The organism is Leptothrix discophora, assembly GCF_030705305.1.
GTDB lineage: Bacteria > Pseudomonadota > Gammaproteobacteria > Burkholderiales > Burkholderiaceae_C > Sphaerotilus > Sphaerotilus discophorus.
In genome coordinates this window covers 198,851-211,858 of the sequence record NZ_JAUZEE010000007.1, presented here as the reverse complement: position 1 = coordinate 211,858, position 13,008 = coordinate 198,851, and the positions used below count along the sequence as shown (strand labels likewise).

Here is a 13,008-nt window from a genome sequence, read left to right as displayed (position 1 = left end):
TGCGATGAACTTCTCGGCTTGGCGTCTTGCGGCCCCCCCCCCCGACGTCGGGGATCGGCAGGCTGTCTCTCGCCAGCCCGGCGATATCGGGCGATGGCCCGCAACAGCCCGCAACAGCCAGCACCGGCCAGCACCGGACCTGGCGATCACGGTGCGCAAACTCCGGCGCCCAGGATGCAGCGATCAAGGCTCCGACGCAGGAACGTCTGCAGCGGGTCGCCGCAGAGTGATACGCGGAAAGACGCTACGTCATGTCATCGATATTCCCAAGCGAATCATCGATCGTCGCGGGGAGCGGGTTGATCCTGTGCGCCGATGGGACGAGGTCATAGACGATGCCGGTATCTCAGGGAGAACTCACATGGCATCAGACCACCAGCGCATCCTGGTCCTCTGCAAGACCTACCCGTCGCCCAGCGCGCGCTACGTCGAAACCTCCTGCGTGGCCGGGATGGCCGAGGATGGCCGCCTGGTGCGACTGTTCCCGGTGCCATTCCGGCTCGTGGAAGACCAGCAGCAATTCAAGAAGTGGCAATGGATCAGCGCCCGCGTCCGCCGAGCCCAGGATGACGCCAGGCCCGAAAGCCATCGGATATCGGTCGACACCATTCAACTCGAAGGTGAACAACTACCCTTGGATGATCACTGGATCGCGCGGCGGGAGGCGATCAAGGCCGTGCCGGTCTTCGAATCGTTCACGGATCTGGACGCGGCGCGCGAATCCCGAGGCGTGACGCTGGGACTGGTCAGGCCCACGCGCCTGTTGGGCATGGATATCAAGGCCGTGACGAATCCGGACTGGACGGAGGACGAAAAGGCCAAGCTGCTGCAGGAACAACAACAGGGCAACCTGTTCGATGCCGTGGCGGATCAGCGGTCGCTGAAGACGTTGAAAAAGCTGCCCTTCGACTTTCACTACCGCTACGCCTGCGAGTCGGCTGCGGGCACGACCGAGCACACGCACAAGCTGGTGGACTGGGAAGCTGGCGCCCTGTACTGGAACATCCACCGCCGGTCTGACTGGCAGGCCGCGTTCCGCCAGAAATACATCACCGAGTTCGGCGCCAAGGACGTGCTGTTCCTGCTCGGCACCATCCACCGCTTCCCGAAGCAGTGGCTGATCGTCAGCGTGCTGTACCCGCCTAGGCTGCCAGACGTTCTGGCTCGTCAGCAAGCACTGTTCTAGCGGTCAGATGCCGGACGACGGGAGCGCCGCTCGCATGTGCCGCACGGGCCACGTAGGTGCGGTGGCAGAACCCGAAGTCGGCCTCGAAACAGACCAGACAGGCCTGACGGGCTAGTGCCGTGCGGCTCAGCGCGTCGATCTCAGGCGCCTGGGTGGACAGGTAGGCCAGGAAGCTGTGGGTGTACGCCTGCCAATCCCCGTCCGCCTTGTAGCGATCTCGCACGGGCTTGGGGCAACCCAGCGCGGGGCGATGTTGATAGTCGATCCCGGCTGCAGCCAGCGCGGCGCGGAAGGCGGTCTTGGAGTAGCCCTTCTTGCGGGACAAGGGCAGTTCACGCACGTCCACGATGAGTTGCACGCGGGCCTGCTGGAGCCGCTCGATGAACGCCTCGATCGTCAGGCCCTCGTAGCCGAAGGTGTAGAGCGCGGTGCTGGCCATGGTCTGGATCTGGAATTCCCTCAGCGTACCGCGCGCCTGCGGGACGCGCACGAGGAGATAGCGGCCGTCGGACCGCCTTTCGCGAGGCGCAAAAAAGCCCGGTCGAGCCGGGCTGTCTTGCTGCGCGGAGTGCTCGTGGCACTTCGGAATGTTCTGGTGGCCTGGGGCGGAATCGAACCACCGACACGCGGATTTTCAATCCGCTGCTCTACCAACTGAGCTACCAGGCCATCAAGCCCGAAAGTATAACCTGAAATAGCTGGAACACCAGCACTTCGTGGGGCTGGCGGGGGGAACCTCAGTTGCCGGCGCCGCGCTTGCTGCGGTTGAGGTCGACGCCGAGCTGCTTGAGCTTGCGGTAGAGGTGGGTGCGTTCGAGGCCGGTGCGCTCGGCCACGCGGGTCATGCTGCCGTTCTCGCGGGCGAGGTGGAACTCGAAATAGGCCTTCTCGAAGGCGTCGCGTGCCTCGCGCAGCGGGCGGTCGAGCGAGAAGCTCTGCTCGGGCTGCGGACCGGTGGACAGCATCGCCGAGATCATCGGTGCGCCGCCGACCGGGTGGCTGCCGGGGTGCAGGCTGGTGTGGCCCATCGCGTGGCCGGTGACGCTGCCGAGCATCGGCGGGTCGGCCAGGCCGACGTCGCGGTCGGACAGGCCGTAGCCCATGCCACCGCCCATGCCGCTGCCGAGGCTGGAGGTCGGGCTGCGCATCGGTGCGAGCGTTGACGCCAACCCAAGGCCGGACCCCAGCGGGGCGACCGCCGGGGCTGCCGCTCGCGGGGCGGCGGCGGGCGCCGGCTTGGCCAGGCCCTGTTCGACCGCGCGCAGCAGCTTCTGGAGGGTGATGGGCTTCTCGAGGAAGGCCATCGCGCCGTACTTGGTGGCCTCGACCGCCGTGTCGATGGTGCCGTGACCGGACATCATGATCACGGGCATGCCCATCTGGGTCGCGGCACCCCACTCCTTCAGGAGGGTGATGCCATCGACATCGGGCATCCAGATGTCGAGCAGGACCAGGTCGGGTCGCATGCGTTCGCGCGCGGCACGGGCCTGGGCCGCGTTCTCCGCGAGTTCGACATGGTGGCCTTCGTCCGAAAGGATTTCGTGCAGCAGGGCACGAATGCCCATTTCGTCGTCGACGACAAGGATGTTGGCCATGGGGGAATCAGGACACGCTCACCAGGGGAGGCGGGGTTCGACCCCGGGGCGTCCGGGCATCGAGGGCCGGCTGGGCCGTCTCTGCCCAGCGGGAAAATGATATCGAAACTTGCGCACCACTCCGCGGGGGGCTACCCGGTTGAACAGGCGTCAAGTCGGCAAGGTTACCGAGTTGGATGCGCGCACCGTGTTCCTCGACGATCTTGCGGACCACCGCGAGGCCCAATCCGGTGCCCCGGCTCTTGGTCGTGACATAGGGTTCGAAGGCGCGCTTGAGCAGCGCCTCGCTGAAGCCGGCACCGTTGTCCTGCACCTTCAGCCGCACGCTGCGCAGGCTGCCGTCGTCGTGCTGGGCGGCCTCGGTGCAGACGACGACATGACCGGCCTCGCCGCGTTCGGCCACCGCGTCCAGCGCGTTCTGGACCAGGTTGTGGATGACCTGGCGCAGCTGGCTGGCGTCGCCGATCAACGGCGGCAGGTCGCCGGCCAGCCGGGCTTCGAGCCGGCCGGACTCGAGGTGCTGGCCGTACAGGCCGAGCACCTCGCCGACCAGCTCGTTGAGGTCCAGCGCGACCAGCTGCGCGGCCGGCAGCCGGGCGTAGTCGCGGAACTCGTTGACCAGCGTCTTCATGGCCTGGACCTGGTTGACGATGGTCGAGACCGAGCGTTCGAGCATCTGCGCATCGGGCTCGGAGAGCTTGGCCTCGAGCTTGTGGCGCAGCCGCTCGGCCGACAGCTGGATCGGCGTCAGCGGGTTCTTGATCTCGTGGGCGACACGGCGGGCGACCTCCGCCCAGGCGACGCTGCGCTGGGCCGAGACGACGTCGCTGATGTCGTCGAAGACGATCAGGCGGTTGCCGTCGGGCAGCAGCGCGCCGCGCACCAGCAGGGTCAGCTCGGCACCGTCGACGCCGGCCAGCTCGAAGGTGTGCTGCCAGTGGCCGCGCTCGCGCTCGGGGCTGGGGGTGTCGGCGCCATCGGCGGTGTCCTGCAGGGCGCGCTCGAAGTGCTGGTCGATCGAGCGCGAGAAGGTCTCCAGCCCAGGCACCTGGGCCAGCGGGTGACCGCGCCAGGCGGCCATCGGCACGCGCAGGATGCGCGCCGCGCCGGGGTTCACCGTGTCGACCAGGCCGCGCGCGGCGAACAGGATCACGCCGGCGCTGAGGTTGTCGAGGATGGTCTGCAGGTGCGCCTGTGCGCTCTCGGCGGTCGCCAGGCTGGTCTGGACCTGGGCCCGCGCGTCGGCCAGCTGCTGGGTCATGTCGGCGAAGGACCGCGTCAGGCCGCCAAGCTCGTCGCGCGAGCTGAAGACCTCCTTGGGCCGCAGGTCGCCGCTGGCCACCTGGCGCACGCCGTCGGCCAGCACCAGCAGCGGCCGGGCCAGCTGGTGCCCGAGCGCGGCGGCCAGCAGCAGGGCGCTGAAGACGCCCAGGATCAGCGCCAGCGTCAGCGTGCCGATGTACATCTTGCGCAGGCCCAGGCGGCCGAGCGCGCGCTGCTGGTACTCGCTGTAGGCGGCCTGCACGTGCAGGGCGTTGTTGGCCAGCTCGAAGGGGACCTGCTGCGAGACCTGCAGGAAGCGATCCTCGCTGGTCAGGCTGTAGGTGCCAGAGGGCACCCAGGCGATCACGCGGATGCGGGCGTCCTGGATGGTGGCGAGCTGGTCGCGCTTCTCGCTCGGGTCGCCGTCCAGGCCCTCGAGCTGCGACAGCACGCGCTGGCTGCGGGCCTGGCGCAGCATGGCCGCGCTGGGCCGGTCGGGCAGGAAGGCGCTGGCTAGAGAGCCGCCGGCGCTGGCGATCACCTGGCCGTTGGGCGACAGCACCGCGACGCTCTGCGCGGCGAGCTGCTCGCGCAGGCGCTCCAGGGCGATGACGCCGAGGCGGTCGGGCGTCTCGGCGGCGCGTTCGGCGGCCAGGCGGGTCTTGCCGCCCAGGTCGGTCACCAGCATCTGCAGCGAGGTGCGGCCGAGGTTGAGACCGGACTCGAGCGCGCCCTCGACCTCGACGTCGAACCAGCTCTCGATGCTGCGCGAGACGAACTGGTAGGACACGCCGTAGATCAGCGCACCCGGTACCACGCCGACGAAGGCGAAGATGGCCGCGAGCTTGAACAGCAGCTTGCTGCCGAACTTGCCGCGCTTCATGCGCCGCCACAGGTGGACCAGCGCGGCCAGGACGACCAGCCCGAGCACCGAGGCCACGCCGATGTTGACCCACAGCAGCCAGCCGAAGTGGCGTTCGTAGAGGGCCCGGTTGTTGGTGGCGACGGCCAGCAGGAAGGCCAGCACCAGCACGGTCGCGCCGGCGGCGATCAGGGCGACCAGCAGGGTCCAGCGCAGGGAACGGCGACTCATCGGCGGCAGGTGGAAGGGAAGGCGCGCACGCGCTCGGGGGCGGCGGGAAGCGGCGGACTGGCGCGGCCTCAGCGGGCCGGCGGCAGCAGGATCGTACGCTCGATGCGCAGGCTCCATTCCGGCTGGTTGCCGACCGATATCAGCAGCGGCCGGGGCAGCTGGTCGACGTCCAGCCAGTAGCGGAATTCGAGCGAGTCGGCCTCCTGGGCGTCGTCGGCGTCACCGATCCGCCAGGGGCTCAGGCGCTGGATGGCGCGCAGCGCCTCGTTCAGGGTCGCGTAGGTCTGTGACAGGCCGCCCAGGCTGACGCGGTAGTTCAGCGTCAGCGGCTGGTAGGCCAGGCGCCAGGTCCGGCGCGCCTGGGCCAGGCGCTTGTCGCGCCAGTACCAGCGCGAGCGCAGCAGCTCGGCCTCGGCGACGAAGTGCAGCGCGACGCCCTTGAGCAGCGCGTCCTCGACGCCGGCAGGCAGCTCGAAGCGGGCGTCGAAGTCGATCGCCAGGCCCTGTTCGGTGCGCAGTACCTCCAGCCGGGCCAGCTCGACCGGGGCGGCGGCCCGGGCTGGCATCAGGCCGGTCGCCCGCAGCACCAGCAGGGCCAGCAGGACACGCCAGCCGCACCCGATTCGGCACCGCGCCGCCGCAGGCCCGGACGCGCCCGCACCGGCTGCCGCCAGGGGCAGGGCGAGGGTGCGAAGGTCGGTCGGAGCGGGCGAGGACACGGGGATGGGGAGCGGGGGCTGGCGTCACCGCTGCGTCGCATCCGGCCGGTTCGCGGCCACGCGCCCGTCGGGCCGCTCCGCGACCCGGGACGTCGTCGCCGCAGGTCAGGAAATCTTGTCGACGCGGGCGTAGAAGAAGCCGTCACCCCGGATCGCGGGTTGCACGGACGCCTCGCCCGCCGTCTTGGGACCATTTTCAGCGATGCCCAGGCGATGACCGGGCACCGCTTGTGTGCGTGCATCGCTGCTTCGTTGCAGAAACGCCGCAAGCTGGGCCTCGCCTTCGGCCTTGAAGACCGAGCATGTCGCGTAGACGAGACGACCGCCCGGCCTGAGCAGCGGCCAGAGCGCGTCCAGCAGCCCGGCCTGGGTGCGCACCAGCGCGTCGATGTCGGCCGGGCGGCGCAGCCAGCGCACGTCCGGATGGCGCCGCACGATGCCCGAGGCGCTGCACGGCGCGTCGAGCAGGATGGCGTCGAAGGGCCGGCCGTCCCACCAGCGGTCGACGCGGGCGGCGTCGGCCGCCTTCAGGTCGGCCTTCAGGCCGCAGCGGCGCAGGGTGTCGTCGACGCGAGCCAGGCGTTCGGGCTCGACGTCCAGCGCCAGCAGGTCCAGGTCGGCCAGCTCCAGCAGGTGGGCGGTCTTGCCGCCGGGCGCGGCGCAGGCGTCGAGCACGCGGGCGCCGGCCGGCAGGCGGTCGGCGCCCTCGCCCAGCAGCAGCGGCGCGGCGATCTGGGCCGACAGGTCCTGCACCGAGACGCGGCCGGTGGCGAAGCCCGGCAGCGCCGTCACCGGCACCGGGCGGGTCAGCACCAGCGCATGGGTGCCGACCGCCTCGGCCTCGATGCCGGCCTCGGCCAGCTCGGCCAGGTAGCCGACCGCATCGGTCTGGCGGGCATGGACGCGCAAGGCCATCGGCGCGGCGCGGTTGGCCGCCGTCAACAGCGCTTGCCAGTGCTGCGGCCAGTCGCGCTGCAGGCGCTCGATCCACCAGCGCGGATGCTGCCAGCGCACGACCGGGTCGTCGGCCTGCCAGGCTGGCACGAGGGCGTCGCGCTCGCGCTGGAAGCGCCGCAGCACGGCGTTGACGAAGCCGGCGCTGGCCGCACGCCGCTGGCGCATGCAGGCCACCGCCTGGTCGACCAGGGTGTGATCGGCGTAGCTGGGTGTGGCGGCATCCGGGTCGGTCTGCGGCCACAGCAGCGCCAGCGCGCACAACAGCAGCGAGGCGACCTCCGGTGGCGGCTTGCGCGGCGCCAGGTGGGCCAGCGCGCGCTGGGCGCCGCCCAGCTGGCGCAGTGCATGGAAGGCCAGCGCCTGGGTGCCGGGACGGGCCGGCGCCGGGCAGGCGGCCAGCGCGTCGGTCAGCGAGCGCCCGGCCAGCACGGCGCCGACCGCATCGGCGGCATGGCCGAGCAGGCGCTGCAGCGGCAGGCTGGCCGGCGAGAGGTGGGCATCAGCGGGATGGGCGGCAGGAAGGGCAGCGGCGAAGGCGGCAGCGCGGCGCGCGTGGGCGGGGTCGGTTCGGGTCACGGGCGGCAGTCTACGGGCGCAGGCTGCGCGCCCTGTCAGGCCGCCGGCGCACCCGGCAGTTCGGCGAACAGGCGCGACAGCTCGGGCGGCACCGGGGTGTCGAGCAACCCGCAGGCGATGCGCAGGGCTTCGGCGCCGTCGAGGTCCAGCCCGCCGAGCCCGGACACGCCGCCGCTGGCGGCCGGCGCACCCACCTGCTCGGCCAGCGCATGCAGCGCGTCCAGCCAGACCCGCACCAGCAGCGGCCGGCGCATCCAGTCGAGATGGCGCAGGGTCTGGAGCGCGCGCACCAGCGCGTCGGTGTCGGGCACCTGGCAGGCGGGCGGATGCGGCGAGCTGCCCCACAGCGCCGTGACGACGCGGGCATGCCAGCCGGCCCCGGCCGCACAGACACGGACGCGCGGATCGGCCTGCGGCACCAGGCGCGCCAGAAAGGCGCTGACGTCGGCCGCCGCGATGCGCAGCGCCAGCGGCAGGTGGCCGAGGTCCGGATCGGCTTCGCGCAGGCTGGCCCGCTGCGGCACCTGGACGCCGGCCAGGCGGTGCCGCACCAGCAGCAGCTTGAGGCGGTCGAGCGGACGCACGCGGCCGTCGGCGCACATCACGCGGCGCACCGCCGGCGCAAGGTCCTGCCGGTCGGCCAGCGGCAGCAGGGCGGCATGCGCCAGCACCGCCTCCAGCGCCGGCAGGCGGGCATGCGCGGGCAGGGTCTCGAGGTCGCCCATCAGGAAGGCGGCGCCATCGAGGTCGTCGGTCTCCTCGATCCAGCACTGCCGCTCGCGCGAGCTGCCGGGCGTCAGGACCAGCGCCAGCAGCATCGCGCGCAGCTCGCCGGGCCCACGCCGCAGCCGCAGCCGGGCCCAGGCGTCGCGTGCCGCCGGTCCGAGCGGCACGGCCGACCGGCCGCCGGTCGCCACACGCGGGGCGGCACCCATCGGCACCGTCACCGGCCCGAGGGTGGCGGGCGAGTCCGGGACAGCAGGTGCGGCCATGGGCAGGACGGCAGGAGGAGGCATCGCGGGCGTCTCGGTCATCTCGGCATGCACGGCCTGGAACTGCGCCAGAGGCGGGATGGGAACGGGCGATCGGGGCGGAAGGCCTGCCTATGCTCCGCCGCTGCCGGGCGCTTGTCCAGCCGGCGCGTGTAACCCGCGCCCGGCGGCAGGGCTCAGATCGGCGGGAACTCGGGTGCGCGGTGGAAGCGCAGCAGGTTGGCCACCAGCGTGGTCGGGAACAGCGCGATGGCCTGGTTGTAGTCGTCGGCGGCGCGGTTGTAGACCTGGCGCGAGAAGGCGATCTGCTCCTGCAGCTGGTCGCGCTGGCGCAGCAGATCGCTGATGGCCGGATCGGGGCCGTCGCCCGAGGTCAGGTCCTGCAGCGCGAGGCCAAGCTCCTCCAGCATCGCCACCAGGCGTTCCTCGGCGACGGCGAGCTGCTGGAGGACGTCGCCGCGCAGCGACTTGAGCTGGACCTGGTCGCAGGCATGGCCGGCCCGGCGCGCGGCGCCTGCGGCAGCATCGACAAGGTCGGCCTGCGGCGCATCGGCCATGCGTGAGCGCGAGGTCTCGGCCAGCGTCAGCGCGACGGCATGGCGCTGGCGCAGTGCGCTCGACAGCGGCGCATAGGCCGACCGCATCGTGTGCCGCAGCCGCACCAGCCGGTTGTGCGCGCCCAGCATCCAGAAGCCGAGCACGGCCAGGAAGAGGGCCCAGGCGAGCGTGCTCGGCATCGGGTTCGGGTTCGGGTTGGTGCGACGGTGCCGGCGGCGACGCGGCTCAGCGCCCGCCCAGCCAGGCCGCATGACCGGCGGCACGCAGCGCACAGGCCGGGCAGTGGCCGCAGCCGTAGCCCCAGGGATAGCGCTGGCCGCGCTCGCCGAGGTAGCAGGTGTGGCTGTGCTCGACCAGCAGCTCGACCAGCGCGGCGCCGCCGAGGTCCTCGGCCAGCGCCCAGGTCTGCGCCTTGGTCAGGAACATCAGCGGCGTCTCGAGCGTCATCGGCGCGGCCAGGCCCAGCGACAGCGCGACCTGCAGCGCCTTGAGCGTGTTGTCGCGGCAATCCGGATAGCCGGAATAGTCGGTCTCGCACATGCCGCCGACCAGCACGCTGGCGCCGCGCCGGTAGGCCAGCGCGCCGGCCAGCGTCAGGAACAGCAGGTTACGGCCGGGCACGAAGGTGTTGGGCAGGCCGTTGGCCTGCATCTCGATCCCGCGCTCGACCGTCAGCGCGCTGTCGCCGACCTGGCCCAGCACGGAAAGGTCCAGCAGGTGGTCGTCGCCGAGGCGGTCGGTCCAGTCGGGGAAGCGGCGGCGGACCTCGGCGCGCACGGTCAGGCGGCAGTCCAGCTCGATGCGGTGGCGCTGGCCGTAGTCGAAGGCCACGGTCTCGACCCGCGCGTAGCGGTCCAGCGCCCAGGCCAGGCAGGTGGTGGAGTCCTGCCCGCCCGAGAACAGGACCAGGGCGGTGCGCGGGTCACGGCTCATCGCGGTGGCAGCCCGATCAGGTGCGGATCTCGCCCTGGCCCAGCACGACGTACTTCAGCGAGGTCAGCCCGTCCAGGCCGACCGGGCCGCGGGCGTGGAACTTGTCGGTGCTGATGCCGATCTCGGCGCCCAGGCCGTACTCGAAGCCGTCGGCGAAGCGGGTGCTGGCGTTGACCATCACGCTGGCCGAGTCGACCTCGCGCAGGAAGCGCATCGCGCTCGGGTGGTGGGTCGTGAGGATCGCGTCGGTGTGGTGCGAGCCGTGGCGGTTGATGTGGGCGATGGCCTCGTCGAGCGAGTCGACCACCCTGGCGCTGATGATGGGGCCGAGGTATTCCTCGCCCCAGTCCTGCTCGGTCGCCGCCGCGGTCTTCAGGCCGGGCACGCCGGCGACGGCCGCCAGCGTGCGGGCGCAGCCGCGCACCTCCACGCCCTTGGCGGCGAACACCGCCGCGATGCGCGGCAGGAAGGCCTCGGCCTGGGCCGCATGCACCAGCAGCGACTCGGTCGCGTTGCAGGGGCTGTACTTCTGGGTCTTGGCGTTCTCGGTCACGACCAGGGCCATGTCGAGGTCGACCTCGGCATCGACGTAGGTGTGGCAGTTGCCGTCCAGGTGCTTGATGACCGGCACGCGGGCTTCGGCGCTGATGCGCTCGATCAGGCCCTTGCCGCCGCGCGGGATGATCACGTCGACCGATTCGGGCATGGTGATCAGCTTGCCGACGGCGGCGCGGTCGGTGGTCTCGATCAGCTGCACCGCCTCGGCCGGCAGACCGGCTTCCAGCAGCGCGGCCTGGACCAGCTTCCACAGCGCGACGTTGGAATGCAGCGCCTCGGAGCCGCCGCGCAGGATCGCCGCGTTGCCGCTCTTGATGGCCAGCGAGGCGGCCTCGATGGTCACGTTCGGGCGGCTCTCGTAGATCATGCCGAAGACACCCAGCGGGACGCGCATCTGGCCCACGCTGATGCCGCTCGGGCGGCGCCTCAGGTTGAGGATCTCGCCGATCGGATCGGGCATCGCGGCGATCTGCTCGCAGCCCTCGGCCACCGTGGCGATGACCTTGTCGCCGAGCTTGAGGCGGTCAAGCATCGGGCCGTCGAGACCGGCCGCGGCCGCGGCCGTCAGGTCGCGGGCATTGGCCTCGGCCAGCGTCGGGCCGTTGTCACGCAGCAGCCGGGCGAGCGCCACGAGGGCCTCGTTCTTGGCCGCCGTGGAGGCGGCCGCCATGCGGGTCGAGGCGCTGCGGGCGGCAGCGCCGACATGGGCCATGTAGGCGGAAAGATCGTGCACGTCCATGGCCCGGATTGTCGCAGAGCAGGCCACCGCGCAGGCCCCGGCAGGGTCGTCCCGAGGCCGCAAAACGCGTCTCGGGACGTGGCCGAGGCCAGGCCCGGATCAGGCCGCCATCGAGGTGCCGGCCGCACCCAGCGCCGGCGCATAGCCCTGCGGGTTGCGAGACTGCCAGCGCCAGGCGTCCTCGCACATCGCGTCCAGGCCGCGCTCGGCCTGCCAGCCCAGCAGCTCGCGCGCCAGCGTCGCGTCGGCGTAGCAGGCGGCGACGTCGCCGGGGCGGCGCGCGACGGTCTTGTACGGCACCGGGCGGCCGCTGGCGCGCTCGAAGGCACGGATCACGTCGAGCACGCTGTAGCCCTGGCCGGTGCCGAGGTTGACCGTCAGCGACTGCTTGCGTTCGAGCAGGTGCCGCACCGCCGCGACGTGGCCGGCGGCCAGGTCCAGCACGTGGATGTAGTCGCGCACCCCCGTGCCGTCGGGCGTCCCGTAGTCGTTGCCGTAGACCTGCAGGAAGGGCCGCTTGCCGACGGCGACCTGGGCCACGTAGGGCATCAGGTTGTTCGGGATGCCACGCGGGTCCTCGCCGATCAGGCCGCTGGGATGGGCGCCGACCGGGTTGAAGTAGCGCAGGTAGGCGATCTTCCAGCGCGGGTCGCAGCGCTCCAGCTCGCGCAGCAGCTGCTCGCCCATCAGCTTGGTCAGGCCGTAGGGGTTGGTGGCCGACAGCGCGGCGGTCTCGGCGATCGGCAGGGTCTCGGGCTGGCCATAGACCGTCGCCGAGGAGCTGAAGACCAGCGAGAAGACGTCCTGGTCGGCCATCGCCTGGGCCGCGCTGACGAGGCCGCCGAGGTTGTTGCGGAAGTACTCGAGCGGCTTCTCGGCCGACTCGCCGACCGCCTTGTGGGCGGCGAAGTGCACCACCGCCTGGGCGCCGTGGGCCGAGATGGCGCGCGCCATCGCGGCACCGTCGTTGACGTCGGCCTCCTCGAACACCGGCGCCTCGCCCAGCAGCAGCGCGAGCCGGTCAAGCACCTGCGGCGAGCTGTTGGCGAAGTTGTCGACGCCGACGACGTCGTAGCCGGCCTGCTTGAGCGCGATCCAGGTGTGGGAGCCGATGTAGCCGGTGGCACCGGTCAGGAGGACAGTGGTCATGGCGGTCGATTCCGTGGCAGGAGGTGGTACAGCCTGGCCCCGCCACCTGCCCGGCGCGGCCATTCCAGGACAGCAGACTCGACAGATCCCGGACAAAACATTCTGTCAAACCCCCTGCGCGCCGGACATCGCGCCGGATCAAGGTTTCGTGAACTGCCTCCTACAATTCCGCGATGTTTCAAACCCTGCTCGAACCCCTTGGCCGCGAGGCCCAGGCCCGCGTCACGCTGCTGGTCAACCACGTCATCGCCGCCGAGCCCGAGGCCATGCGCCGGCTGATGGACCACACCGGCGCGCTGGTCGAGGTCGAGTGGACCGGCTGGCCGGCCTTCCTGCCACCGCCGCCCCCGGCGCAATGGCGCGTCACGCCGGCCGGCCTGCTGGAGGTCGAGGACGGCTCGGCCGCCGACCCGGTCGATCCAGCCCGCACGCTGGTGGTCTCGCTGGACCAGCCGGCGCTGACCGCCTGGGCCTTCGCCGGCGCCCAGGGACGCCCGCCGATGGCCGTGCGCGGCGACGTCGGCCTGGCCGCCGAGATCGGCTGGCTGGCCGAGCACCTGCGCTGGGACATCGAGGACGACCTCGCCCGCGTCGTCGGCGACGCGCCGGCCCGCCAGCTGGCGCAATTCGGCCGCGCCGCCGTACAGGGCATCCAGGCCCTGCTGCAACGCCTGCGCCCGCAGGCATGAA

General features: G+C 71.5%; 12 protein-coding genes and 1 tRNA gene. 2 read left to right on the top strand and 11 right to left on the bottom strand.

Going from position 1 to position 13,008, the window contains the following annotated elements:
• Positions 1–361: 361 nt before the first annotated feature.
• Entirely contained in the window at positions 362–1,186 is an 825-nt protein-coding gene (locus tag Q8X39_RS14500) for a hypothetical protein (protein WP_305750392.1), read from the top strand.
• Here the strand turns inward: Q8X39_RS14500 and Q8X39_RS14495 are convergent.
• From Q8X39_RS14495 to galE, 11 genes are all read right to left on the bottom strand, one after another.
• Complete coding sequence (locus Q8X39_RS14495) at positions 1,143–1,625, bottom strand: DUF488 domain-containing protein (protein WP_305750391.1); 483 nt, start codon at positions 1,623–1,625, stop codon at positions 1,143–1,145. The two genes, Q8X39_RS14500 and Q8X39_RS14495, sit on opposite strands and share 44 nt — an antisense overlap.
• A gap of 154 nt (positions 1,626–1,779) precedes the next feature.
• Positions 1,780–1,855 (bottom strand) — tRNA-Phe (locus tag Q8X39_RS14490).
• A 68-nt stretch (positions 1,856–1,923) separates the two neighbouring features.
• Positions 1,924–2,781, bottom strand: a complete 858-nt coding sequence (locus Q8X39_RS14485) for a response regulator (protein ID WP_305750390.1) — start codon at positions 2,779–2,781, stop codon at positions 1,924–1,926.
• A gap of 7 nt (positions 2,782–2,788) precedes the next feature.
• Positions 2,789–5,137 carry a sensor histidine kinase gene (locus Q8X39_RS14480; RefSeq protein ID WP_305750389.1) on the bottom strand — a complete coding sequence of 783 codons (2,349 nt, stop codon included), beginning with the start codon at positions 5,135–5,137 and terminating at the stop codon, positions 2,789–2,791.
• A gap of 68 nt (positions 5,138–5,205) precedes the next feature.
• Positions 5,206–5,724: a DUF4390 domain-containing protein gene (locus Q8X39_RS14475; protein ID WP_305750388.1), complete on the bottom strand. Its 519-nt coding sequence runs from the start codon at positions 5,722–5,724 to the stop codon at positions 5,206–5,208.
• Between the two features lie 237 nt (positions 5,725–5,961).
• Positions 5,962–7,290 carry a 16S rRNA (cytosine(967)-C(5))-methyltransferase RsmB gene (gene rsmB, locus Q8X39_RS14470; protein ID WP_305750427.1) on the bottom strand — a complete coding sequence of 443 codons (1,329 nt, stop codon included), beginning with the start codon at positions 7,288–7,290 and terminating at the stop codon, positions 5,962–5,964.
• A gap of 134 nt (positions 7,291–7,424) precedes the next feature.
• On the bottom strand, positions 7,425–8,405 hold the full coding sequence (locus Q8X39_RS14465; RefSeq protein WP_305750387.1) for a hypothetical protein: 981 nt from the start codon (positions 8,403–8,405) through the stop codon (positions 7,425–7,427).
• Positions 8,406–8,557: 152 nt separating this feature from the next.
• Positions 8,558–9,118 (bottom strand): LemA family protein, encoded by a 561-nt coding sequence (locus Q8X39_RS14460; protein WP_305750386.1) that lies wholly within the window; start codon positions 9,116–9,118, stop codon positions 8,558–8,560.
• Positions 9,119–9,164: 46 nt separating this feature from the next.
• Positions 9,165–9,872, bottom strand: a complete 708-nt coding sequence (gene queC / locus Q8X39_RS14455; RefSeq protein WP_305750385.1) for a 7-cyano-7-deazaguanine synthase QueC — start codon at positions 9,870–9,872, stop codon at positions 9,165–9,167.
• A 16-nt stretch (positions 9,873–9,888) separates the two neighbouring features.
• Positions 9,889–11,169, bottom strand: a complete 1,281-nt coding sequence (locus Q8X39_RS14450; RefSeq protein WP_305750384.1) for a glutamate-5-semialdehyde dehydrogenase — start codon at positions 11,167–11,169, stop codon at positions 9,889–9,891.
• A 99-nt stretch (positions 11,170–11,268) separates the two neighbouring features.
• Positions 11,269–12,318: a UDP-glucose 4-epimerase GalE gene (galE, locus tag Q8X39_RS14445; protein ID WP_305750383.1), complete on the bottom strand. Its 1,050-nt coding sequence runs from the start codon at positions 12,316–12,318 to the stop codon at positions 11,269–11,271.
• A gap of 173 nt (positions 12,319–12,491) precedes the next feature.
• Between galE and Q8X39_RS14440 the strand changes: the two genes are divergently transcribed.
• Entirely contained in the window at positions 12,492–13,007 is a 516-nt protein-coding gene (locus tag Q8X39_RS14440; protein ID WP_305750382.1) for a hypothetical protein, read from the top strand.
• The last annotated feature ends 1 nt before the right edge of the window (position 13,008 follow it).

What these genes read in the sequence shown, in the direction of transcription:
- Q8X39_RS14500 (WP_305750392.1), top strand. Translation starts at nt 362, where the DNA reads ATGGCATCAGACCACCAGCGCATCCTGGTCCTCTGCAAGACCTACCCG.
- Q8X39_RS14495 (WP_305750391.1), bottom strand. Translation starts at nt 1,625, where the DNA reads ATGGCCAGCACCGCGCTCTACACCTTCGGCTACGAGGGCCTGACGATC.
- Q8X39_RS14485 (WP_305750390.1), bottom strand. Translation starts at nt 2,781, where the DNA reads ATGGCCAACATCCTTGTCGTCGACGACGAAATGGGCATTCGTGCCCTG.
- Q8X39_RS14480 (WP_305750389.1), bottom strand. Translation starts at nt 5,137, where the DNA reads ATGAGTCGCCGTTCCCTGCGCTGGACCCTGCTGGTCGCCCTGATCGCC.
- Q8X39_RS14465 (WP_305750387.1), bottom strand. Translation starts at nt 8,405, where the DNA reads ATGCCTCCTCCTGCCGTCCTGCCCATGGCCGCACCTGCTGTCCCGGAC.
- Q8X39_RS14460 (WP_305750386.1), bottom strand. Translation starts at nt 9,118, where the DNA reads ATGCCGAGCACGCTCGCCTGGGCCCTCTTCCTGGCCGTGCTCGGCTTC.
- queC (WP_305750385.1), bottom strand. Translation starts at nt 9,872, where the DNA reads ATGAGCCGTGACCCGCGCACCGCCCTGGTCCTGTTCTCGGGCGGGCAG.
- Q8X39_RS14450 (WP_305750384.1), bottom strand. Translation starts at nt 11,169, where the DNA reads ATGGACGTGCACGATCTTTCCGCCTACATGGCCCATGTCGGCGCTGCC.
- galE (WP_305750383.1), bottom strand. Translation starts at nt 12,318, where the DNA reads ATGACCACTGTCCTCCTGACCGGTGCCACCGGCTACATCGGCTCCCAC.
- Q8X39_RS14440 (WP_305750382.1), top strand. Translation starts at nt 12,492, where the DNA reads ATGTTTCAAACCCTGCTCGAACCCCTTGGCCGCGAGGCCCAGGCCCGC.